The 25,721-nt window shown below is 26.2% G+C and carries 20 protein-coding genes; 6 read left to right on the top strand and 14 right to left on the bottom strand.

Translation table 11 applies throughout. From position 1 onward, the window contains the following. Window positions 1-17: 17 nt before the first annotated feature. The 4 genes from mutL to ABDZ60_RS12480 all read left to right on the top strand — a co-directional run bounded on the left by mutL (window position 18) and on the right by ABDZ60_RS12480 (window position 4,749). Window positions 18-2,048, top strand: coding sequence for a DNA mismatch repair endonuclease MutL (gene mutL, locus ABDZ60_RS12495; protein ID WP_343778470.1), 2,031 nt, complete (start codon window positions 18-20; stop codon window positions 2,046-2,048). Window positions 2,049-2,059: 11 nt separating this feature from the next. After that, a complete protein-coding gene (miaA, locus tag ABDZ60_RS12490) occupies window positions 2,060-2,986 on the top strand; it encodes a tRNA (adenosine(37)-N6)-dimethylallyltransferase MiaA (RefSeq protein WP_343778468.1) in 927 nt (308 codons plus the stop codon). 39 nt (window positions 2,987-3,025) lie between these two features. After that, complete coding sequence (hfq, locus tag ABDZ60_RS12485) at window positions 3,026-3,262, top strand: RNA chaperone Hfq (protein WP_040436980.1); 237 nt, start codon at window positions 3,026-3,028, stop codon at window positions 3,260-3,262. Window positions 3,263-3,471: 209 nt separating this feature from the next. Beyond that, on the top strand, window positions 3,472-4,749 hold the full coding sequence (locus ABDZ60_RS12480) for a methionine gamma-lyase family protein (protein ID WP_343778465.1): 1,278 nt from the start codon (window positions 3,472-3,474) through the stop codon (window positions 4,747-4,749). Window positions 4,750-4,802: 53 nt separating this feature from the next. Here ABDZ60_RS12480 and ABDZ60_RS12475 read toward each other — a convergent pair whose 3' ends face one another. Beyond that, entirely contained in the window at window positions 4,803-5,582 is a 780-nt protein-coding gene (locus tag ABDZ60_RS12475; RefSeq protein ID WP_343778463.1) for a metalloprotease family protein, read from the bottom strand. Window positions 5,583-5,647: 65 nt separating this feature from the next. Then, window positions 5,648-6,253 (bottom strand): transcriptional repressor LexA, encoded by a 606-nt coding sequence (gene lexA / locus ABDZ60_RS12470; protein WP_016208476.1) that lies wholly within the window; start codon window positions 6,251-6,253, stop codon window positions 5,648-5,650. 160 nt (window positions 6,254-6,413) lie between these two features. Between lexA and ABDZ60_RS12465 the strand changes: the two genes are divergently transcribed. Further along, on the top strand, window positions 6,414-6,797 hold the full coding sequence (locus ABDZ60_RS12465; protein WP_343778460.1) for a hypothetical protein: 384 nt from the start codon (window positions 6,414-6,416) through the stop codon (window positions 6,795-6,797). A 38-nt stretch (window positions 6,798-6,835) separates the two neighbouring features. Here the strand turns inward: ABDZ60_RS12465 and ABDZ60_RS12460 are convergent, their stop codons facing one another. The 7 genes from ABDZ60_RS12460 to ABDZ60_RS12430 form a co-directional block, all read right to left on the bottom strand. Further along, a complete protein-coding gene (locus tag ABDZ60_RS12460; RefSeq protein ID WP_047001518.1) occupies window positions 6,836-7,831 on the bottom strand; it encodes a tyrosine recombinase XerC in 996 nt (331 codons plus the stop codon). An 837-nt stretch (window positions 7,832-8,668) separates the two neighbouring features. After that, the gene (locus ABDZ60_RS12455; RefSeq protein WP_343778458.1) at window positions 8,669-10,120 is read right to left on the bottom strand and encodes a DUF2828 family protein; all 1,452 of its coding nucleotides are present in this window, start codon (window positions 10,118-10,120) and stop codon (window positions 8,669-8,671) included. 173 nt (window positions 10,121-10,293) lie between these two features. Further along, the gene (locus tag ABDZ60_RS12450) at window positions 10,294-10,488 is read right to left on the bottom strand and encodes a hypothetical protein (RefSeq protein WP_016208479.1); all 195 of its coding nucleotides are present in this window, start codon (window positions 10,486-10,488) and stop codon (window positions 10,294-10,296) included. Window positions 10,489-10,623: 135 nt separating this feature from the next. Then, window positions 10,624-11,232 carry an acetate uptake transporter gene (locus tag ABDZ60_RS12445; protein WP_047001367.1) on the bottom strand — a complete coding sequence of 203 codons (609 nt, stop codon included), beginning with the start codon at window positions 11,230-11,232 and terminating at the stop codon, window positions 10,624-10,626. 216 nt (window positions 11,233-11,448) lie between these two features. Next, a complete protein-coding gene (locus ABDZ60_RS12440) occupies window positions 11,449-13,356 on the bottom strand; it encodes an ABC-F family ATP-binding cassette domain-containing protein (protein ID WP_016208481.1) in 1,908 nt (635 codons plus the stop codon). Window positions 13,357-13,452: 96 nt separating this feature from the next. Further along, entirely contained in the window at window positions 13,453-13,953 is a 501-nt protein-coding gene (locus ABDZ60_RS12435) for a QueT transporter family protein (protein ID WP_047001368.1), read from the bottom strand. Window positions 13,954-14,233: 280 nt separating this feature from the next. Then, the gene (locus tag ABDZ60_RS12430; RefSeq protein ID WP_343778454.1) at window positions 14,234-16,294 is read right to left on the bottom strand and encodes a hypothetical protein; all 2,061 of its coding nucleotides are present in this window, start codon (window positions 16,292-16,294) and stop codon (window positions 14,234-14,236) included. Between the two features lie 167 nt (window positions 16,295-16,461). Between ABDZ60_RS12430 and ABDZ60_RS12425 the strand changes: the two genes are divergently transcribed. Further along, window positions 16,462-17,442, top strand: a complete 981-nt coding sequence (locus ABDZ60_RS12425) for a prolyl oligopeptidase family serine peptidase (protein ID WP_343778451.1) — start codon at window positions 16,462-16,464, stop codon at window positions 17,440-17,442. Window positions 17,443-17,613: 171 nt separating this feature from the next. On the opposite strand, the gene pyrE is transcribed toward ABDZ60_RS12425, so the two are convergent. The 5 genes from pyrE to ABDZ60_RS12400 form a co-directional block, all read right to left on the bottom strand. Continuing rightward, window positions 17,614-18,297 carry an orotate phosphoribosyltransferase gene (gene pyrE, locus ABDZ60_RS12420; protein WP_343778448.1) on the bottom strand — a complete coding sequence of 228 codons (684 nt, stop codon included), beginning with the start codon at window positions 18,295-18,297 and terminating at the stop codon, window positions 17,614-17,616. Between the two features lie 171 nt (window positions 18,298-18,468). Next, complete coding sequence (locus tag ABDZ60_RS12415) at window positions 18,469-18,897, bottom strand: hypothetical protein (protein ID WP_047001371.1); 429 nt, start codon at window positions 18,895-18,897, stop codon at window positions 18,469-18,471. A gap of 146 nt (window positions 18,898-19,043) precedes the next feature. Beyond that, window positions 19,044-20,522 carry a glutamate synthase subunit beta gene (locus ABDZ60_RS12410; protein ID WP_047001372.1) on the bottom strand — a complete coding sequence of 493 codons (1,479 nt, stop codon included), beginning with the start codon at window positions 20,520-20,522 and terminating at the stop codon, window positions 19,044-19,046. Continuing rightward, complete coding sequence (gene gltB, locus ABDZ60_RS12405; protein ID WP_343778445.1) at window positions 20,522-25,060, bottom strand: glutamate synthase large subunit; 4,539 nt, start codon at window positions 25,058-25,060, stop codon at window positions 20,522-20,524. Before gltB ends, ABDZ60_RS12410 begins: the two co-directional genes overlap by 1 nt. 90 nt (window positions 25,061-25,150) lie before the next feature. Continuing rightward, a complete protein-coding gene (locus ABDZ60_RS12400; RefSeq protein ID WP_016208492.1) occupies window positions 25,151-25,702 on the bottom strand; it encodes an ANTAR domain-containing response regulator in 552 nt (183 codons plus the stop codon). Window positions 25,703-25,721: the final 19 nt, after the last annotated feature.

Raw genomic sequence — 25,721 nt, 5'->3', positions numbered from 1 at the left:
ATTAGTGAGGTGATTATATGAAAAGAATAAATCTATTAGATGAACATACTTCTAATAAAATAGCAGCTGGTGAAGTGGTTGAACGCCCTTCTTCAGTTGTAAAAGAATTAGTAGAAAATTCAATAGATGCAGAAGCAAAAAATATCACCATCGAAATAGAAGAAGGAGGTATTTCTTTAATAAGAATTATAGATGATGGTAATGGAATACATAGAGATGATATTAAAAAAGCTTTTATGCCTCATGCAACCTCTAAGATTCAAAATGTAGAGGATATATATTCTATTATGACCTTAGGCTTTAGAGGGGAAGCTTTAGCTTCTATAGCATCTATATCAAAAGTATTATTAAGAAGTAAAATAGATAACGATGATTTTGGTTCAGAGATTTCAATAGAAGGCGGTGAAATACTTTCTTCAAGTGAAACAGGAACCAATAAAGGAACTATAATAGAAGTTAGAGATTTATTTTATAATGTACCTGCTAGAAGAAAGTTTTTAAAATCTACTTCTAGAGAAGGAGCATTAATAAGCGATATAGTATCAAGGATAGCTTTATCTAATCCAGATGTATCTATAAAATTCTATAACAATGCTAAAAAGGTTTTACATACTTATGGCACAGGCAATCTTAAAGATGTTATTAGAACTGTATATGGAAAATCTATAAGTGAAAATCTAATATATTTTGAAAGTGTAGAAGATGCAATTCATTTATATGGATATATAGGTAAAGAAGAAATAGCAAGAGGTTCTAGAAATAATCAAAGTATCTTTGTTAATGGTAGATATATTAAGAATAAAACTATAGTTGCAGCAATAGAAAATGCTTTTAAGTCTTTTGCAACAGTAAATAAATTCCCTTTCTTTGTTTTATTCCTTGAAGTATATCCTGAGTTTATAGATGTTAATATACATCCAACTAAGGCTGAAATTAAGTTTAAGGAAGATAGAGGAATCTTTAAAAAGGTATTTGATGCAGTTCATAAAGCATTTAAAAGTGAAGTCTTCAATGATTTCTACATTCCAGAAGAAGAAAAAGATCAAAAAGATAACATTCCAACAGAAGTAGTTGAAGAAATATCTTTTAATATGAATTTAAATAATACTTATTCAAATAACTTGCCTTTATCGCAATATGATGATAATAGTAATAAGGCTAAAGAAAATGAAATAAATAATTTACCAGGAGTTTCTTATGAGGATTTAAGAAGAGAAGAAGAGCTCTATAATAATCTTAAGAACCTAAAAGAATTTGGTAAAATAGATATTAAAGCACATAACAATAATAATAGTATAAATAATAATAATGGTATTGATTATAAATCTGTAAAATCTAATTCAAATACTGTAATTTGTGAAGATAAAAAAGAACTCACCAAAAATAAAATAAATAAAGAACAAGCAAATAGTGAAAATATAATAAGTAACAAAGAAAATTTAAATAATATAGAAAATAGAAATGCTAAGTTCCCTAATTTAAGAATAATAGGACAGTTTAATAAGACCTATATATTAGCTGAATATGATGAGGTGCTATATATGATAGATCAACATGCTGCTCACGAAAAGATTCTTTTTGAAAAGTACTTAAAGGGTATAGAAGAGGGGGATATAGTAGTACAACAACTACTAGTACCTACTTTAATAGACTTAACTATAGATGATTTTTGTTATTATGAGGAGAATTCAGAAGTATTTACTATAGCAGGATTTTCTATTGAAAACTTTGGTGGAAATACTATAGCAATTAAGGAAGTTCCTTATTTTTTAGGCAAACTAGATCCTAAGAATTTATTTATTAATATCTTAGATAATATAAAGTCATTAGGTAGCGGAAAGACAACAGAAGTAAAGTATAATAGAATCGCAACCCTTGCATGTAAAGCTGCTGTTAAAGCTAATGATTCTTTAAATCAAATTGAAATGGAAAAGCTTATAAATGATTTAAAGTATATAGATGATCCATTCCATTGTCCTCATGGTAGGCCAGTAATAATCAAATTTACAAACTATGAATTAGATAAAAAGTTTAGACGAATAGTATAAAAGGAGTAACAATGAAAGAAAAAATTTTAGTTATAGCAGGACCAACAGCTGTTGGGAAAACAGATTTATCTATAAAACTAGCTAAAGAATTAAATGGTGAGATAATTTCAACAGATTCAATGCAAATATATAAATACATGGATATAGGCTCTGCTAAAATTACTAAAGAAGAAATGTGTGGAGTTCCTCATCATATGATAGATGTAATAACTCCTAGCACTCCATTTTCAGTTGCTGAATATAAAGAAATGGCGCAAAAATGTATAGATGATATTTTATATAGGGGAAAGATTCCAATATTAACTGGTGGTACAGGATTATATATAAATGCATTAACTTGTAATATGAACTTTACAGAAGCAGAAAATGATTTAGAATATAGAAATGAATTAGAAAAACTTGCAGAAGAGCATGGTAATGAATATATCCATAATATGCTTAAAGAAATAGATCCTATAAGTTATAAAGAAATTCATTATAATAACAGGAAAAGGGTAATAAGAGCTCTAGAAGTGTATAAATTAACAAATAAACCTTTTAGTTCTTTTAATGCAGGTGAAGAGTTTTTTAATGGGAAATATGATGTGAGCTATTATGTGCTTAACATGAATAGAGAAAAACTTTATAGTAGGATAAATTTAAGAGTTGATATAATGATGGATAAAGGTTTACTTGAAGAATGTATAAACTTAAAGGAAATGGGGTATAATTCATCTGTACAGTCAATGCAAGGAATAGGGTACAAAGAGATTTTTTATTACTTAGAAAACAAAATATCCTTACATGAGGCAATTGATATGATTAAACAAGGGTCAAGAAATTATGCGAAAAGGCAATTAACTTGGTTTAGAAGAGACCCTAGAGCTATTTTTTTAGATAAGGATATACTTAGTGAAGATGATATATTTAAAAGAATAGTTGGTGATTTTCTACCATAAATTGTATAATAGTAGTATAAGAATTATGCGGAGGTGAATATGGTGAATAAGCAACCAAATAACTTACAAGATATATTTTTAAATGGAGCACGAAAGAATAAGATTTCAGTAATTATATACTTAACTAATGGATTTCAACTAAAAGGATATGTAAAAGGTTTTGATAGTTTTACTGTAGTACTTGATAGTGATGATAAGCAAATGTTAGTTTATAAACATGCAATAACAACTATAACACCAGCAAAACCAATTTTATTTAATAATGATGAGGAGTAGGCAATTTGCCTGCTTTTTATTTTGTGCTGACTATATTTATCTAGCATTATAATTTTTACTTTATTTGAAGGTTAACCTTTTATTAAACATATATACTATGAAATTATAATAAAATATGATAATATTTTATTTATGTGATATAATAGCTTATTTAATTTACTTAGAAGGGAGAGATTACATATTATCAAATAATATGTAATAATAACGGTATGCTAAGAGAAACAGAAGAATTAATGATGAAGAAATTTAACTTTAAATCTAAAACATTTGAGCTATATAAAATGGCTTTAAAAGATGTGGAAGAAGTTTTTGAATCTTATGATGAAATAAGGGAATACAACCAATTAAAGGTACTAAAGGCCTTTCAAGATGAAAGAATAAGTGAATCTCACTTTACAAACTCATCTGGATATGGATATGATGATATAGGAAGAGATTCATTAGATAAAGTTTATGCTAGAGTATTTAATACTGAAAGTGCGCTAGTTAGACCTCATTTTGTTAATGGAACACATGCTATAGGATGTGCATTAATGGGAAATTTAAGGACAGGAGATACAATGGTATGTATTTCAGGGGCTCCTTATGATACATTGCATAATATAATAGGTATAAGTGGTAAAGAAAATATAGGATCCCTTAGAGAATATGGTGTTAACTATAAACAAGTTGACTTAAAGGATGGCAAATTTGATTTAGATAAAATAAAGGAAACACTAACTTCTGATAAAACTATAAAACTTGTACATATTCAAAGAAGTACTGGCTATGGATGGAGAAATTCCTTCTTAATTAAGGAACTTGGTGAAGTTATTAATTTTGTAAAAAGCATAAGAGAAGATGTTGTAGTTTTTGTTGATAACTGTTATGGTGAGTTTATTGATGTTATAGAACCTACTGATGTTGGAGCTGATTTAATTGCTGGCTCACTTATAAAAAATATAGGTGGAGGAATTGCACCAACTGGTGGATATATAGCTGGTAAAAAGGAATATGTAGAGCAAGCTAGTTTTAGATTAACAACACCAGGAATAGGAGGAGAGTGCGGCTCAACCTTTGGAGTTATGAGACAATTTTATCAAGGCCTATTCTTGGCTCCACATATAGCTATGGAAGCTGTAAAAGGTGCTGTATTTTGTTCAAGAATAATGGAACTTGCTGGGTTTGATATTTTGCCTAAGTACAATGAAAAGAGAAGTGATATTATTCAAGCTATTAAGTTTGGAGATAAAGAAAAGCTTATACAATTTTGTAAGGGTATTCAAAAAGGCTCTCCTATAGACTCTTTTGTTGAATGTGAACCTTGGGCTATGCCAGGATATACTGATGAGGTTATAATGGCTGCAGGAGCATTTATTCAAGGTTCTTCAATTGAATTATCAGCAGATGCACCTATTAGAGAGCCGTATATAGCTTATTTGCAAGGTGGTCTTACTTTTGATCATGCTAAAATAGGTATATTAATTTCTTTAAATAATATAATTTAAAATAGATTTATATTTAACAAAAACACTAGCTATTTATCTAGCTAGTGTTTTTGTTATTCATTACCATCATCTATATTAAAAATCATCTCTTTAATATATTCTGCATCCTTAAATTCTTTTTCATCTTGTTTTTTATTAAGACTTTCTTTTATTTTATTTTTTTCTATATTCTCTAATAACTGATAGCAAAATTCATCTTTATAAACATTATTATTATCTTCATTTAAGTCTAGACTAATTTCATTTAAATTAATATTAGAATCGATATATTCAGAAGGAGTCATTATCAAACTTCCTTTTATAGAATTATCAAATACTAGTAATATAAAAAATATCAAATCTTGCACAGATATTATTGCAGAACTAGAAGCAATAGCATATAATAAAATATCAAATTCTAATGTATAGCTTGCTATTGTTGGAATTAATGCAAAAACTAAGAAAGGTAATATCAAAGAAATTAATATCCTTTCTTTTGGCACAGGTTTTTTGGATGATATTGATATACTCATATTAAAAGGATATAATTCTAATTTAATAATATCTTTATTAAAGGCTTTTGGTAATAATAATGCTTTAAATAATGCATATGGCAATTCTATAAAAATATATAAGCCTATTAATAGAAATAGAAATTTAATTCCTATCTTTATAAAATTATCTCCAACAAAAAATAAACTGTATCCTAACCCAAAAGCATATATAGAAGCCACAACAACTTTAATAAATAAGATTATATTAAAAAAGTCTTTTTTTATAATATATCCTTCCGTGTATTGATCTAGTAAATAATTACTTATAGTATCATCTTTTTTTAAAATAGATATTTTCAAATTAGCACCTCCTAAAATGCTCACTAAAAAATAAGAGTCATACAATATTGTATGACTCTTATTTTCTAATATGCTCTAAACAAACCAACTAATTTACCTAAAATACTGCAGTCTTCAACAATAATAGGCGATAAGCTATCATTTTCAGGTTGAAGTCTTATATGATCTTTTTCCTTATAAAATGTTTTTATAGTTGCTTCATTTTCTATTAAGGCTACAACTATATCTCCATTTTTAGCAGTTTGAGATTTTTCTATAATAGCATAATCCCCATCATGTATTCCTGCATTGATCATACTATTTCCTGTTACCCTTAACATAAATAACTCTTCATTATGTTTTATATAATCAATTGGAATAGGGAAGGTATCTTCTATATTTTCTATAGCTAATATAGGTGTTCCGGCAGTTACCTTTCCTATTAAAGGAATATTCAGCATTTCTTTTTTTGAATTAGAAGTTTCCATAATTTCTAATGCTCTAGGTTTAGTGGGATCCCTTTTTATAAAACCTTTTTTTTCTAATCGCTTTAAATGTCCATGAACAGTTGATGTGGATCTTAAATTAACAGCATCGCAGATTTCTCTTACTGAAGGCGGGTAACCTTTGTTTTCTGTATATATTTTTAAGAACTCATAAATTTCTAGTTGTTTATCTTTTATTTCGTTCATAATTACACCTCGCTTTATTATTAACATTATATCATAAGATAATATTAATATCAAACTAACGTTCTCGAAACTAACGTTCTTTAAATAACTAAATTTGATTATTTTAAATAACTTTGATATAATCATATTCAATTGAATTTATAGGTGTAGGTGATAAGTAATGGATTTAAAAAAATATTCAGAAGAAGATTACTGCGATATATATCCTAATAGAATCTGTGACAATTGTGGAGATTGTTTAAAAGAAGAAGGGATAGATGTAAGAGCAATAAAGATAGAAGATATTGCTAAAACTGTTGAAGAAAATGAATTCTTAGAAAATGAATATAAAAAAATGCTAGAATCTTTAAAAGAAGAGCATTTATCAGATGTTAAAATTGAAGAAGTAGGAGAGTATGATTTAGAAAATGAGTCAAGTGATTATGTTGATGCTTTTGATCATATTGAATACATAGATGATCTAGACATATTTGGTGAAGATTCATTAGAAGATTCTACAGAAGAAATTTTCCCAGGAGTTAGAAAACTAAAAGGGAAGTACTAATAAATTATAAAAAGGTTAAGAGGAAGCTTTTAACCTTTTTATAATTTTGACAATGGATTTGACTTTACTGCATCTCTTAAAGTCTCATCATCTATATGAGTATAGATTTGTGTAGTAGATATATTTTCATGTCCTAAAATACTTTGTAAACTTCGTATATCAACATTACCATGCTTATACATTAATGTAGCAGCTGTATGTCTTAATTTATGAGGTGTATATTTTTCATTACTTAACCCTGAATTTAAAATATGTTTTTTAACTAACAATTCAACAGTTCTTTTATTAATAGGTTTAAATCGGGAGGAGAGTAGTAGGTATTCCTTGTCTTCAACTGTGCATTTAGAAGCATCTCGAACAGCTAAGTAATTATTTATTGCTTTTAAGCAAGCTTCATTTAAGTAAACAGTTCTTTCTTTATTTCCTTTCCCAATTATAGTTAAAGTATCACCTTTAATTTTATCTAGTTTGATGCTACATAGTTCAGATAATCGCATTCCGCAATTTAAGAATAAAGTTAAAATACAATAATCTCTATAAAAATTTTTGTTATCTTTATCTAATGAACTTAATAAGTTTATGCTTTCGTCTAGTGTTAAATAAACTGGATGTCTTTTATTTATTTTGGGTGACTCTAGTTCTAAAGTAGGGTTATCATCTATAATTTTTGCTTTTCCTTGAAGGAATTTAAAATAAGATTTAAGAGCGGCAACTTTTCTAGCTCTTGCATAATTTCCGTTTTCTCTTTGTTTTTCCGTAAAAGATAAAAAGGCATATAAGTCAGTTAATTTAATTTTTCTAATAAATGAATTATCTATATCTCTAATATTTATTTCAGAAAATTCCAAAGAATCATCAGTGATTAGTCCTTTATATACTTTTAAAAATCTAAAGAATAAAGTTAGATCTATTTCATAACCTTTAATTGTATTAAGAGATTTTCCTTTAATTGTTTCTAAGTAGTTTAAAAAGTCGATAACGGATTCTGGTAAATTTTTAATTTGAACTTGCTCAATACCGTACTTACTTTGTATTGAAGTTGAGTTTGAATTCAAATTTTCGACAGAATTCAATTCTAAATTCAATTTAGAATTCTTTTTATTAATCTTTTTAGCTTTTTTTATACTACGATTTATTCCAAGTTCTTTAAGCCAAATTTGAACATTCCTAATTCCTGTATCATAAATTTCCGAAAGCTGAGAAGTTGATAATTTATGTATTTCAGTAAGTTTAAATAGATCTTCAATTATATATTCGTAGCCGCGTTCCACACCTAAATCGTAATAATTAGAATAAACTGAATGAAGTTTTTTCTTATCTTTATTTGATAACTCTACGTTCAAAAGATTTTTTATATCCTCAGTATAAGTAAAATCTTTATATTTATATGTTTTCGTTCGCAATGTAGACATTTTTTAACCTCCAAAATCTCTGTAAAGCCTTGATTTTATTATATCATAGCATTTTATAACTTGCAATAAGACGAAATGCAATAAATGTATATTTAGCGAAATTATTTTTGAGCTTTTTGAGCTAATTTTAATGAAATTTTATGGTTTTTTATACTATTATATGATTTATTTCTATATAGAAATTATAAATTTCAAATAACTACATTAATTTTAAATATAATAGTATATATGTTTTAAATTGTATTTATATAAATTATTATTAAACTTTATATTTTTTTATAAGTTATTTTGCTATACATGGATTTTGCATAATTATATTCACAATTTTATTCACGGCATGTTATCAATTGTCATTTTAATAATTCAACTTTAAAAGTTATTAAAATTAAAGCTTATATAACATATTAAAAGTTATGTAAATCTATTTAGTCTTAAACAATGCATTTGCATTGTTTAAGACTAAATAATTAAATCATTATATTGAATATTATTAAATTTATCTATAATTATATTAGAATTCTTGATTTCTCTAGATTCAAGAATGTATTTCCAAATATATTTATTATATCCACTAATTATCACTACGTTATCTTTGTAGGATATTGAAAATTTTGATGATAAGTCTTTTAAATTCCAAAGCTTTATTTTAGGCATTTCAAATCCTGAATTTATCCATTTCTCACTAATGAATTTAAGATTATTAAAACTTATATCTTCTGATTTGTTGTATATGAACATTATTGATTTAGGTATTGCTTCAGGTTTTAAATTCTTTTTTATACTAGTAAATAGTAATAAATCTAAAGCAGAATTTAAATCCATATTATAATTTATATTATTTTTTGACATGCTCTTTATACTACCTATATAATCAGTGCTAGTTAATTTATTAAATTTAGGATTATTTTTAAAAGACATATAGTAGTTTTTAAAGCTGTTCAAATTTAATTTATTGTATAAAAGGATTGTCGAAATTAGTATATCAAAATATCTATTTTTATTTTGAATTAACTCTCCTTCAATTCCATTAATAATTAAAGTATCTTCAAAAGTATTTAAGTCTTTTATATTCTTATCAATTAGATATTCTAAATTCTTAAGATACATATCTTCTATACTGTTTATGCCAGGATTATTTAATGTTTCTCTAATAATAGAAATTATATTCTCAAGAGATTTAAATATAAAAGCTTTTTTAGGATTTTCCAATTTGAATTTTTCATAATCAGCTTTATCATTCTTTAAAAAGGCTTTTTTATATTTCTTTATATTTAATTCTGTAAGATTTTCATAGTTTATTTTCGAATACTCTCTCCTACTTATATTCGTTTCTACTATATCAATTTTTCTTCTTAAGCTAGATAATAACCTTCTGTATTCTTTAGGTGAATATCCAAGTAATCTTCTGGTCTTATTACCAAAGCTTCTTGATTCCTTTGAGGAAGTATTTTCTGATTTCAACCATTTGCCTAAGGTTGATGGTTTATTAGAATTGATATCAATTTGTATTTGATTTCTAAACAAATCTATAACAGCATCTTCAACCTTTGTATTAAATAAAGAATATAAATCATCCCATCTCCCATACTTAGGAATTAATGTTAAATTATTTTCTATATACTTTGGATGCTCATTTCCTAAGTAATTTAAAAGAACCCTAAATACCCTTCTCTCCCCTAGTCCATTTACCTTATCCCTAATAAAGAATAATAATTTTATGCTATAAGATGTTCCAGAATAAAATATTCTTCTGAAATTTTCTATTATTTCCTCCTCTGTAGCATTTCTAAAGTAAACTATATTATCTATAAATTTTTCAACTTCATTTACATTAAGTGATTCACTTTCCTCTATATCTATTTCCGAGACTTTATATAATTCTTCTCTTAATTTACTTAATATTCCTGACATTTTATCCTCCTAAAAAGTATTACAAGACACGTTTTTTATTATTATAAATGAAATTATAATATTGCTGTAAGTGTCTTTTCAAGATACATGTATTATTAAGCTGTTAGTATCTTTTCATTATATAATATTGTAAACATTTAACCTTTAGAACAAAATATAATAAAAAAGTGCTATTAATGCACTTTCCCACTTTCTATAATCTTACTTATTAAGTTCTTTACTATTAGCTCTGATTTAGAGCTGCCCTTTTTAAAATATCTAATTTGTGTATAATCAATATTATTTAGGCTTAAATCTACTATATCAATCCTTTCTCCTTCATATATAACGGGTTCTTTCTTTCCTTTTAAAAATATAGATACTTTCATATTTTCTCCTTATATTGTATAAATTTAAACTTAAATCAAGTTGATTCATAATATTAATAAAACTTAAAATGAAAAAAATATAGTGTTAAGTAGTTTAATACAATAACACTATATTTATAATATCATAATTATTAGTTATTTAAAAATATTAAATGGTTTGCCAATAGGTAAAAATACTTTACCAAAGTGCTTATTTAGAACAGCTGCACCACTTCCATAAAATGAAAAAATTGCAATTCCAAGTTCTGAGTACGCTGCTAAACTATGTGCAAAATGAGGTATAATTCCAAATGAGTTTAACATTAATCCTATAAATAGAAAGTCTATTAAAACAAAAATTATAAATAATACCTTGTGAGTTTCCATTGCACCAATAGTCATAAACAATGTAAATATTAAGTAAGCTAAAAAAGCAAACCCTAATTGTTTTGTATCAGTAGCTGCTGCAAGCTTGTCTCCCAATACACCATTTTGTATAAGCCATGTCATTCCCATAGCATACCAAAAGAAAGCATATGCTCCAAAAGCAGTTGCACCAAATGTATTATTATGTTTAAAATCATTTATACATGCAAATAATTGAGCTGTAGCACCTAAGAAAATAGCCCAAGGTAACACAAGAGATACCCCTTCTGTAAGACCTAATTTTTGAGATGATGCTACTAATGTTATAACAGCTAAACCAAATAATCCTAGAGCTGAAGGATCAGCAACTAAAATCTTTACTTCTTTCGTTTCTTCCATGATTTCCTCCTATGTTGTTGTAATATAAATCAACCCTTAAAAGATTATCAAATATTTATCTTATTGTCAATAAAGTTGTATTTTTAAATATTTTATAACATTTATATGAAACTAATGTTATAATCACTATTAGCACCAATCCATCTACTAATTTTATTATTTCTTCTTAGTAATATAAATTATCTAGTTCATAACTTATGTTGCACTTAAAATTGATTATTTATTTTTGAATTCTTCAATTTTATTAGCAATATCTTCTAGATATTCTAATCTTTCATATTTAAATAAAAGATCTTCTTCTACAGATTCCTTTTCTTTCATAAGCTCATTTAAAGCTCCATAATTTGAAGAGTTTTTTGACATTTTATCTTCTATTTTAGTAAGTTCATTTTCTAAAGATTCTATAGTAGAATAAATTTCTTCAAATTCTTTTTGCTCTTTAAAAGTAAATTTAGGTTTAGATAAAGTATTTTTATTTTCTTTTTGATAAGACTTCTTTTCTTTTATTTCATTTTGAGATTTTTCAGGTTTTATTTCATACTCTTTATGTATTAAGTAATCACTATAATTACCTACATATTGCTTTATTACGCCATTACCTTGATATGAAAAGATTCTATTACATAATCTATCTAAGAAATATCTATCATGAGATACTATAATTACAACGCCTAAGAATTCATCTAGAAAGTCCTCTAATATCTTTAAGGTTTCAATATCTAAATCATTTGTAGGCTCATCTAGAATAAGTACATTTGGTGATTCCATCAATATTCTAAGTAAATGTAATCTTCTTCGCTCCCCTCCTGATAGTTTTTCTATTGGAGTGTATTGCATTGTACCATCGAAGAGAAATCTTTCAGCTAATTGAGAGGCAGTTATATTATATCCATCCTCAGTTGGTATATTTTCTCCACCTTCTTTTATATAATCTATAGCTCTTTGATTTAAGTCCATATGATTATTATCTTGTGAGAAAGCTCCTATACTTACTGTATCTCCAATTTCTATATCACCCTTATCCGGATCTATAGCACCTATCAGCATATTTATTAATGTTGTTTTTCCAACACCATTTTTACCTATTACACCTATTCTATCATTTTTAGAAAAAATATAATTAAAATTCTTAATTAAAACTTTATTATCGAAAGTTTTAGAAATATTATTTATTTCTATAATCTTTTTACCTAATCTTCTTCCTACAAAAGGCATTTCTATATCAGTATTTACTGTAAAATACTCAGTATTTACTAATTCATCAAACCTCTGAAGTCTAGCCTTTTGCTTAGTAGTCCTAGCCTTTGCACCTCTTTTTACCCATTTTAATTCTTTTAAAATAAGTTTTTGTCTTTTTTCTTCCTTTGATGCTTCTATTTGTAGCCTTTCTACTTTTTTCTCTAAAAAGTCGCTATAATTACCATCATATAAATAAAGATTTCCTCTATCAAGTTCTAGTATTTTATTTGTTACTCTATCTAAGAAATATCTATCATGAGTAATCATAATTAAAGCACCTTTTCTTGAATTTAAGTAATCTTCCAGCCATTCTATTGATTCTGAATCGAGGTGGTTAGTAGGTTCATCTAAAACTAGTAATTCACAAGGAGTTATTAGTGAAGATGCCAAAAATACTCTTTTTCTTTGACCACCAGATAATTCTGACATTTTTTTATTAAAATCATTTATTCCAAGTTTAGTTAAGATAGTTTTTGCATCACTTTCTAAATCCCATAAATTCATAGTATCTATTTTACTTTGAATTGCTATCAACTTATCATTAAGGGATGTATCATTATTAATCTTTTCTAGTAATTCCTCATACTCCATTAAAAGCTTCATTTCAGGAGTATCTCCTTTAAATATTTGTTCTAATATAGTAGAATTATCATCATATTTTGTATCTTGAGCTAAATACTCTACCCTTATATTTTTTCCTCTTATTATTTTTCCATCAAAGAATTCATCTCTTCCGGTTAATATTTTAAGTAAAGTTGATTTTCCCGCTCCATTTAATCCTATTAAACCAATTTTATCTCCATCATTTATGTTTAAGGTTATATTGTTTAATAAAACTTTTTCACTATAAGTCTTAGTTATATTTTCTAATGTAATTAAATTCATATTTTTCTCCTTAAATCATTTGTCTATTAGTGTCTAAGTATATTTTAAATAAAAAAGTAAGCTTAGACAACTATAAAAAGTATCTAAGCTTATCTTTTATTGCAAAGCAAGTCTATCTTTATATTTATTTTGTATTAATTTAAATACTGGTACACCTACTACTGTAACAACTACAAATTCTCCAATACCTACTTGAAGCATAGTTAATACTAGTGGAACACCAAGGACATAATTTAACATCCATCCAATTATTACACCATTAAAAATAGTTGGCCATAATGAAGCAATTATTAAACTAAGTTTTTTCGATTTTATATACTTAGCTGTAAGAGATATTGCAGATACACTTAAAAATGTAGCTAAGGTCCCGAAGACAATATCCATAATACCTAGTCCACCTAATATATTTGCTAATAGACATCCTATAGTTAATCCAACTATGTAAAACGGATCTATAAATGCTAACAATACTAAAACTTCTGATAATCTAAATTGTACCGGACCATAGCTTATAGGTGCTAATACTATTGTTAGTGCTGCGTAAATTGCAGCAACTAATGCTGCTTTAACTAATTTTTTTGTTATGTTTTCTTTCAATATAATCTCCTCCAAAATTTCACTTAGAATTTTATCAAAATAAAAAGGTGCCTTAAATAGACACCTCAAAAATATAAAAATACGAAATAAAATTACAAGTATAATATATGTAAAAATAAAATAGAGAGCTCATATAAATGAACCCTCTAGAAATAAAATCACACTTAATACAAATTGCAATTAATTACCGTAGTTTTATTTATAGACAGGAGGTTTCCGAACTGTCTTATTTGATTTTCTTTAATATTATATTTTATAACTTACATAAAGTCAATATATTTTATATTTCATTTAAGTAATTAGCTAATTTAGATAATTCTTTTGTTTTATTTAACCACCAATTTCTTGTCCAAATTCTATATAAGTTAATATTCTTATCTTTTAATGATTTAGATAAATATATATCTTTTAGTAAAATGTAATTTTCTTTTTCTATTATTTCTCCATCAAGAATTACTGCTGTAATTATATTAGAATTAGAATCTTTGATTAGTAAATTTATATTAAACTCATCTACATATGAGTTTCTTTCTATTAGATAGCCTAACTTTTCTAGGTACTTTTGTATTTCAGTTAATATATTATTTTCACTATTAGATATTATTAATTTTCTAGTTTCAGATACTAAAATATTTTTATAATCTTTAAAATTTATATTACTATCAATAGAATTTTTAGAAAAGATTATTATATCATTACTTAAAGTATTAATATAATTTAGTTTCTCATTATCAATTTTATTAACATCTTCAATGATAATTATTTTATCAAATATAAGATTTTTATTGTTTAAATTTGTTAGTGTATTAGTATCTAAATTAGATATTATACAAGGAAATAAGCTTTTAAATATTTCTTCATCAGATAAATCTGCTTTATTAATATCATTACTAGATATTTTTAAATTTTCTCTTAATATATTATCCCACGTAGAATTAATTGCAGGTAATAGTAAATTACTTCTATTTACTACATCACCACAAATCTCAATTATTATTTCATCAAAATTTTCATATTTATTTAAAATCTCAGTATTTTTTAATTCTTGATCTTCTATTTCTAAATATAATTTTAATTTAGGAATATTTATAAGAATATTAGTAATATTATTTTTATCTTCTATATTATCATAACAATAGTTTAATATTTCAATTTCTATAGGATTTAAAGATTCAATTTCCTTTTTTATATCTTTAATTCCATAGCATAGATTAATTATTTTCTTATATAAAACTAAAATCTCTTTTAAATCTTCACCTTTAATAAGCTTATTAAATAACTCATTATAAGCTTCCTTTTTTAAAATGTCCTTTAAAAATTTTAATTTATTAAGATGAAAATTTAAATTCTCAAGATTAATTAAATATTCATTTTTTATTTGATTTTCAAAATTAACAAAATTAGTAAGGTTGTTTTCTTGATCTATTAGGTTCTTTTTATTCTTAAATAAACCAAAGAATTTATTTTTCTTTTTTTGAGTAAGCAAATGATAATTATATTTAAAGTTTACTATATTAACTAAATTATTTATATCGTTATACTTCATATCAGGATTAATAGAAAATGTTTCTATAAAATCCGAAGTATATTGAGATTCAATAAAAGAAATTTTAAACTCAGCATCTTTTACTAACTCATCTATTTTACTAATTATTAAATCTAATTCATTATAATTAATTTTATCTTTTAGAATTTTTATCATATTATTGTTAGTAAATCTTCTATATCTTATATACCTTTTTATTACATCAGAGTTTATAAGTTTATTTACAGTACTATAAATTTCACTATAGCTATATTTTTCAAGGGGCTTCTTTATTCTAAAAATCTTATAATACTTAAAAAGATAGTCATATTTGCTTAAACACTTATTAGTTATAGTATATTTGTCTAATATAGATAGTGATTTCTCACTTTGATCAGTAAAAAAGCTTAATATAGATCTTATAAGATTGACATTTTTATCAATATTTCTTGATAGTAAATTTACTTTACTTATAAGTGTTTTGCCTGTCAACTGTGGTAAACTTAATATTTGTTCTTTTACACAAGCATCAATATCAATATTTTCTTTAAATTGAATAACTCTACTTCCTAAAGATGTTATAATTTCACTTTCTTTAATTTCATTAATATAAGTGTTTGATAAAACTAATATTTGTTTTTTATTAAACAAAAAATCAGATAAAAGATAGTTAAATATATCCAATAAACATTCATAACTATGCTCAGTAATTATTAAATTTTCATATTCATATGAATATTTCAAAATCAATTCAGATATATAGCTAAAATTATATAAGTCTAAAACATTTTTTTCTTTATCAAAATCATTTACCATATATTAAATTTCGTTGCTAATCTAAAGCAACTCCTCCCCATTTAATTTAAAGTTAATAGTTTTAATACAATATATTCATAAAAATTAAAAATTATAATAAGTTTTAATTTATAATTTTACTTTATTGTCTATAATAACTAATAGCTTAAAATTAAGGAGTTGATCTTTTGAAGAAAATTTATAAATACATAGTAACACTTTTTGCAACATCTTTTGTAACTATTATAATTATTGTGTTTCACTTCAAAGGTGCACTTATATTGACATATGATATTATTAAAGAATTAAAAAATTCAGATAAGAGTATTGCTACACTAGGTGAATTAACAGACTATTATGCATCTACATCTATGGATGTAATGAATTTGAAGTATAAGGAAAGTACCTCTAACGAAGTATTTTTAGACATATATAAACCTACTAAAACAAATGAATCCTCACCTGTTATTATATATGTCCATGGAGGAAGTTGGATATATGGAGATAATGGAATACCTATAGGCTTGGACCCTATAGTAAATGCATTCAATAAAAGGGGGTTTACTATAATAAGTTTATCTTATCAACTATTAAAAGAAGATACTCCTATATCTAATCCAATAAGTGATGTAAAAGATGCAATAAGGTGGGTTTATAAAAATAAAGAAGAATATAATTTTAATACTAATGAAATTGGATTGCTTGGAATATCTTCAGGAGCTCATTTATCTTTACTTGCGGCTTATTCAGAAGACGATGATTTTATAGGAGATGAAGATCTAGCAAAGTATCCTTCAAATGTTAAATATGTTATTGATGTTTTTGGTCCAACCGAGTTATCTACTTTAGATTTTTCATTAGTAGAAGATACTTATAAAGAAGGTATTGAAAAGTTAAAAGAAACCCCCTTTTTTAAGGAAGCTTATAGTCCTATTAATTATGTAAATGAAAACTCTCCAAGTACTTTAATAATACATAGTAAAAATGATGAATTAGTGCCTTATAAAAATTCATTAGATTTATACTCTAAACTTCAACAATTAAAAATAAGTTCTAAGTTACTTACCTTAAGTTCTGGAGGGCATAATTTTTACGGTTTTGATAATAAAGAAATTGCAGCATTAATATTTGAAACATTAAAATTTCTTTCTTCTAATACCTCATTATAAAAAAATAAATAACCAGTTAATAAATATTCTGATTTAAATATCAAATATCAAATATCAAATATCAAATATCTATTAACTGGAATTTAACTTTATTTTATATTAAATTATATTCTAAAAAATCATTTATAATCTTAGTAACAATAAAAATATCAAAACTATAAAATATATTTTTTATAGATTATAAGTAACTCCATATTTAGTGTAGTATTCATCTATAGTTTTCTTCATATTATCATCTATATATACTTTGCCATTTATTTCTCTATTATATAAATAAGTTACAATTTCCTTCATTGTAACTATAGAATATGTACTTATACCAAATATCTCTTTTATTTCTTCTTGAGCAGATTTTTCAGATTTCCCTTTTTCCATTCTATCTACTGATATAATAAGTCCTCGTATATCTACATTTCCTTGTGCTTTTAAAATTGGTACCGTTTCATGTATAGATGTACCAGCAGTCATAACATCCTCAACTATTACAATCCTCGTATCATCTTTAATAGAGCCTCCTAAAAGTATTCCACCTTCACCATGATCTTTAATTTCTTTTCTGTTTGAACAATAATTTACATTGATATTATATAATTCATTTAAAGAAATTGCTGTGGTTACTGTTAACGGAATCCCTTTATATGCAGGTCCAAATAATACATCTAAATCTTCCTTAAAATGTTCATATATAGTCTTAGCATAAAATTCTCCTAATTTTTTTAATTGTATTCCTGTAGTGTAATTACCTGTATTTATAAAAAATGGAGTTTTTCTACCACTTTTAGTTAAAAAATCTCCAAATTTCAATACATTACTTTCAATCATAAATTCAATAAATTCTTCCTTATATCTTTCCATATTACCAATTCCTTTCTAATAAACAAATATTAAATATAAAAAATTTAATATTATACGTATAAGTTATTTATAATTTTATCATTATTTTATATAAAATACTAATGTTTTGAAAGAAAAAAGCATTAAATAAAAATTTAATGCTTTTCTCCTTTAAATTGTGAATATCAAATTTTATCCTCTAGCTTCTTTATTTAATTCATATAATCTTTGTCTTTCTGGTAATGTAAGTTCAGTAGCACCTTCTCTTTTTTCAATAAGCTTTTGTAATTCTTGAAATTTTGCATCACCTAATTTAAGTTTTATTATTTCTGCTTTCATATTTTTTAGTTCATTTTTTTCAGAAATATTTAATGTCTCACCATTATTAATTTTTTCTCTTAGAATATTTAGTTTTTCTTTTTGTGATGCATCTAGATAGCCTTCATTTTTTGGAGTCCAAAAGTCATCAAATTTGTCTTTATTTAAGGCAATACTTATATTATTTGAAACTCTAAAAGCATTGCCTTTATTTTTTACATCATCAGCTTGTACGATATTAAATTTCGAAAAGTTTATTAGGGTCGCTGCTAAAATAAAAAATGTAGATAATTTTTTAATCATCTTTTGTACCTCCTTTTTTAGATATTCACATTATTAGTATGTGAATAATTTTAAATTTTAAATAAAGAAATTTTTACTATAATAAACTAATTTTAAAATTATGAATATTATTAATTGTAAATACTAAAATAAGCAAGCAAAGACAATTAGTCTTTTAGTTGTAAATACTTATCTACAGACAATGCAGCTTCTAATCCTTCTCTAATTGCCCATACAACTAAAGATTGCCCTCTCCTAGCATCACCACATACAAATATTTTTTCTTTATTAGTTATAAAATTTTTATATTCTGCTTTAATATTACCTCTATTATCTAAATCTACACCAAAACTATTACTTATATATTCTTCAGTTCCTAAAAAGCCCATTGCCAGTAATACTACATCTACTTCAAGTATTTCTTCACTATTAGGTATTTCTCTAAATGACACTCTACTATTTTCATCTTTAATCCATTCAACTTTTACAGTAATAGCAGACTTTACATTACCTTCTTCATCACCAATAAATTCTTTTACACTAGTACAATATCTTCTAGGCTCATATCCTAATACTTCTATTGCTTCTTCTTGTCCATAATCTACCTTTAATGTTCTACTCCATTGTGGCCATGGATTATTAGAAAGTCTTTCCTTTGGAAGAGGATTAGTTATTTCTAATTGAATTACAGATTTACACCCTTGTCTAATAGATGTTGCTACACAGTCAGTACCAGTATCTCCGCCACCGATTATTAATACATTTTTATCTTTACATGAAATAAAGTTACTACTTTTATTACCATTATCTAATAATTGTCTTGTATTTTCTTTTAAATAGTTTACTGCAAATTCTATTCCCTTTAAATTTCTGCCTCTAACATTTAGATCTCTAGGTTTTGTAGCTCCAGTTGCTAAAACAATAGCTTCATAATCTTCTAATACTTTTTCCTTTAATTCATTATCTTTGCATATATCAGATTTAGTGAAAAATTTAATTCCCTCTTCTTCCATTAAATTAACTCTTCTGTTTACTACATCTTTATCTAGCTTCATATTAGGAATTCCATACATTAAAAGTCCACCAATTCTGTCTTCTCTTTCATATACCTCTACAGAATATCCAAGCTTATTTAAAAGATAACTGCTTGCAAGTCCAGCTGGTCCAGAACCTATTACTGCAACCTTCTTGTTATTTCTATATTTTGGGGGAGTTGCTACAATTTTTTTATCATTAAAAGCTTTCTCTATTATATATCTTTCATTTTCCTTTATGCTTACAGCAGGAGAATTAATTGATACTGTACAGGCTGATTCACAAGGAGCTGGACAGACTCTACCTGTGAATTCTGGAAAAGGATTTGTTTTTAAAAGTCTTTTTAAGGCTAAGTCCCAATTTTCTCTATATATTAAATCATTAAACTCTGGTATTAAATTATTTAATGGACATCCTGATGCCATTCCATTTATAAGAATACCTGATTGGCAAAATGGCACACCACAATCCATACATCTTGCACCTTGTTTTACTTGTTCATCTTCTGAAAGTAAATTGTGAAACTCCTTATAATGAGTTATTCTTTCTTTAGTAGGAGTATTTATTCCTACTTTTCTTTCAAATTCTAAAAATCCAGTTGGTTTTCCCATTATATAGCACTCCTTTCATAAAATGCTGCAAGTAAAGCATCTTCATTGTTTAAACCTTCAGCCTTCTTTTTATCAATTAAAGTAATTATTTTTTTATAATCATTTGGAACTACTTTAACAAAATGTTTACTTTCATTAGTCCAATTATCTAATAATATTCTTCCAAGGTCAGATTCTGTAGTTTCAACATGTTCTTCTATTAAAGCTTTAAGATTTTCTAAATCATTAGAATCTAAATTCTCTATTTTAACCATTTCTTTATTTAAATTATTGTTAAATTGCTCTCTTTTATTGTATACATAAGCAATTCCACCACTCATACCAGCTGCAAAGTTTATTCCACATTCACCAAGTAAAACTACAACTCCACCTGTCATATATTCACAACCATGTGCTCCAACACCTTCAACAACAGCTGTTGCTCCAGAATTTCTAACACAGAATCTTTCTCCAGCAATACCATTTATAAAGACTTTTCCAGATGTAGCACCATATAATGCTACGTTACCAATTATTATATTTTCTTCAGGTTTTATGTCACAATCCTTAGGATTCTTAACTATTATTTTACCTCCAGATAATCCCTTACCTAAATAATCATTACAATCTCCAGTAACCTTTATTGTAACCCCTTTAGGTACGAAGGCTCCTATACTTTGTCCACCAGCACCAGTACAGTTTAATATTATTGAATCATCATTTAAAGTATTGTATCCATATTTTCTAGTTATTTCAGAACCAAGTAGTGTTCCAAGTGTTCTATCAGTATTCATTATATCTATATCCATATTTATAGGCGTTTTTCCATCAAAATTCTTATTAACCATAGGAATTAATAAGTCTTTATCTAGAGTGTTAATGCTTGGTGAGCTATAATTTTTATTAAACTTATTTGCTATAAAGAATCTTTTATCTTGAATAAAAACTGATGATAAATTAATTTTGCTACGTTTAAAGCCTTTAATATTTTCTTTTTGTTTTAATCTATCAAAACGTCCTACCATTTCTTCAACAGTTCTAAATCCTAATTTAGCCATGTATTCTCTTAATTCTTCTGCAATAAAATACATAAAGTTAATTACATATTCAGGTTTACCACTAAATCTTTTTCTTAGTTCCTTATTTTGAGTTGCTATTCCAACAGGGCAAGTATCTAAATTACAAACTCTCATCATAGCACATCCTAAGGATATAAGAGGAGCTGTTGCAAATCCAAATTCTTCAGCTCCAAGTAGTGCTGCTATTGCTACATCTCTACCTGTCATAAGCTTACCATCTGTTTCTAATCTAACTCTATCTCTTAAACCATTTAAAATTAATGTTTGATGAGTTTCTGCAAGTCCAAGTTCCCATGGTAATCCAGCATTCTGAATTGACGTCTTAGGAGAAGCTCCTGTACCACCATCATGTCCTGAAATTAAAATTAAAGAAGCTCCAGCCTTTGCGACACCAGTTGCTACTGTTCCTACTCCTGCTTCTGAAACAAGCTTTACTGAAACATCAGCTTTATGATTAGCCTGTTTTAAATCGTATATAAGTTGAGCTAAATCTTCTATTGAATATATATCATGATGTGGTGGTGGAGATATAAGTCCAACTCCTGTAGTTGCACCTCTTGTTTTAGCTATCCAAGGATATACTTTATTACCTGGTAATTGTCCACCTTCACCTGGTTTTGCCCCTTGAGCCATCTTTATTTGTAGTTCATCTGCATTAACTAAATATTCAGATGTAACTCCGAATCTACCAGAAGCAATTTGTTTTATTGAGGATCTTCTTAAATCTCCATTTTCATCAGCCACAAATCTATTGCTATCTTCTCCACCTTCACCAGTGTTAGATCTACCACCGATTCTGTTCATAGCTATAGCTAAAGCTTCATGAGCTTCTTTAGAAATTGAACCATATGACATAGCTCCTGTTTTAAATCTTTTTACAATAGATTCAACTGGTTCAACCTCATTTAATGGTATTGGATTATTTAAGAATTTAAAATCCATTAAACTTCTTAAAGTTATAAAACTTTCATCGTTATTTAGTAAATTTGAATATTCTTTAAAAAGGCTATAGCTCCCTGTTTTCGTAGCTTCTTGTAATTTATGAATTGTCAATGGATTATACAAATGTTCTTCTTTTCCAGATCTTAATTTATCTTTTCCTATTGAATCTAAAGTGAATTCAAAGTTTATACTGCTCTTTTTAAATGCATTATTATGTCTAATTAATACCTCTTCTTGTATTTCTTTTAAGGAAATACCACCTATTCTACTAACTGTATTTGTAAAGTATTTATTAATAACTTCATTATTTATACCTACAGCTTCAAGTATTTGAGCTCCTCTATATGATTGAATCGTTGATATACCCATTTTTGAAATTATTTTTACTAGTCCCTTTAGTACAGACTTATTATATTTTTTTATAGCTACATCGTAATCTTCATTTAACAAGCTATCTTCTTTTAATTGCTTTATACATTCATAAGCTAAGTATGGATTTATAGCAGATGCTCCAAAGGATATAAGTGTTGCAAAATGATGAACTTCTCTAGGTTCAGCACTTTCAATTATTATATCTATTTTGCTTCTAAGTCCCCTTCTAATAAGATAATGATGAACTGAAGAAAGAGCCAATAATGAAGGTATAGGTATTAACTTATTATTTACTCCTCTGTCTGTTAAAATTAAAATATTATAATCTTCATTACATGCTTTTTCAACTTCTATTGATAAGTTTTTAAGAGCCTTTTCTAAATCATATTCTCCATTTTCTCTGCCATATAAAATACTTATTGTTTTAGTTTTAAAGTTTTCACTATCTATATTCTTTATCTTTGATAAATCCTCATTTGATAGAATTGGTGAAGCTAGCTTTATTTGCTTACAGTTATTTTCTGAATCCTCTAATATATTTCCTTGTGATCCTACATAAACTGTAGTTGATGTAATAATTTCCTCTCTTATTGCATCTATAGGCGGATTTGTTACCTGAGCAAATAATTGCTTAAAGTAATTAAATAGTAATTGTGGTGTATCTGATAAAACAGCAAGTGGTGTATCAACTCCCATTGAAGATAATGGTTCTTGTCCAGTTTCACTCATTGGAAGAATTGTATTTTTCAAATCATCATAACTATAACCAAATGCTTTCATCATTATATTTCTTTCATTATCAGAGATGTTTATAGTATCATCTGAAGATGTTTTTATTTTATCTAAGGTTAAAATGTTATTTTCTATCCATTTTAAATAAGGTAATCTTGAGTAATATTTTTCTTTTAATTCAGAATCATCTATAAATTTCTTGTTTTTAGTATCAACTAAAAGTATTTTTCCTGGAGTTAATCTTCCTTTAGATACTATTTCTTCATTTTTGATATCAAGAGCACCAACTTCAGATGATAATATTAAATTATTATCTTTAGTTACATAATATCTAGCAGGTCTTAATCCATTTCTATCTAGGGTTGCTCCCATCACATCTCCATCAGTAAATACTATAGCTGCTGGTCCATCCCATGGTTCCATTAAAGTTGCATTATATTCAAAAAATGCTCTTTCAGCATTAGATATAGATTTATTTTTATCCCATGGCTCAGGAACAAGCATCATTATTGCTTCTTCAATATTTCTTCCATTCATAATTAAAAATTCTAGTGTATTATCTAATATTGCAGAGTCTGATCCTTCAGTATTTATTATAGGTAATACTTTTTTAAAATTTTCACCAAATACCTTTGATTTTAAATTACCTTCTCTTGCAAATAAACTATTTATGTTACCTCTAAGAGTGTTAATTTCACCATTATGAATTATATATCTATTAGGATGAGCTCTTTTCCAACTAGGAACAGTATTCGTACTATATCTTGAATGCACCATTGCTATTGAAGACTCTACTTTTGCATTTGTTAAATCTTTATAAAAGTTTTTAAGTTGTCCTGATAGAAGTAATCCTTTATAAACAATTGTTTTACATGAAAGTGATGAAATATAAGCATTCTCAGTAACTAGCTCTTTTTCGAATCTTCTTCTTAATATATATAATCTTCTTTCAAATTCTTTAAAGTCTTTAATTTCAGAAGGCCTCTCAATTATAACCTGCTTAAAACATGGCATTGATGAAATAGCAAAACTTCCTAATTCTGCTGGATTTATTGGAACCCCTCTCCAAGCTAAAATCTTAAGTCCTTCTTCTACACATAGTTTTTCAAAAATTCTTATACAATTTTCTCTATCAAACTCATCTATTGGTAAAAAGAACATTCCGACTGCATATTCTTCTTCTTTTGGTAATATAACACCTAATCTCTGGAGTTCTTCTTTAAAAAATCTGTGAGGTATTTGGAATAGTATACCTGATCCATCCCCAGTCTTCCCATCTGCTCCTGTTCCACCCCTATGTTCTAAATTAATTAAAATATTTAACGCATCTTCTACAGCCTTATGAGTTTTTTTTCCGTCAATATTTACAACTGCGCCTATTCCGCATGCATCATGTTCAAATGAACTTCTATATAGTCCTATATCTTTATGCATTTTTATCCTCCTTTCAATATTTTCTTATAGACAAATAGAGTTTTATACTAATCCTATTAATTTAATTAAATAGATTAGTATAAAACTTAGTTATTTATCTGATAAAATTTTGTTTGAAAAATCGACCATTTTTAAGCCTAGATCCATGCTACATTTTTGGATATATCGAAATGCTTCATTTTCAGTTAATCCTTTTTGTTGCATAAGTAAACCTTTTGCTTTTTCAATGACTTTTCTTTCTTTAATTTTTGTTTCTAGTACATCTACCTTTTCTTTTAGTTTTCTTACTTTTCGCTCACTTTGATAAATCATATCTAATGAATTTATTAATATAGAATTATTTATGGGACTAGATATACAAAATATATCTGTTTCTTCTTGAACAAAAGACTTATATGGCTCATTTACTACTGCAAGAAAACTACACATTTCTCCAATATTATTATATATATCTATTAAATTCATATCCTTAAATTTGTAACCACTAATAACTATAGAAGGTGATAGTTGTCTTATAGCACGTATAAGTTCATTTCCATAAGTGCATACAGTTAAAACATTATAGCCACTTCCCATTAAAACAGCTTTGATTTTTTGTCCTATGTCTTCATTATTTAGTGCAACTATAACATCTATTGCCATTTACATTGCTCCCTTACAA

The sequence above is a fragment of the Clostridium sartagoforme genome (assembly GCF_039521405.1).
GTDB lineage: Bacteria > Bacillota > Clostridia > Clostridiales > Clostridiaceae > Clostridium > Clostridium sartagoforme.
Note: the sequence above shows the minus strand (reverse complement) of the source record. Positions and strands in the feature narration are given on the sequence as shown.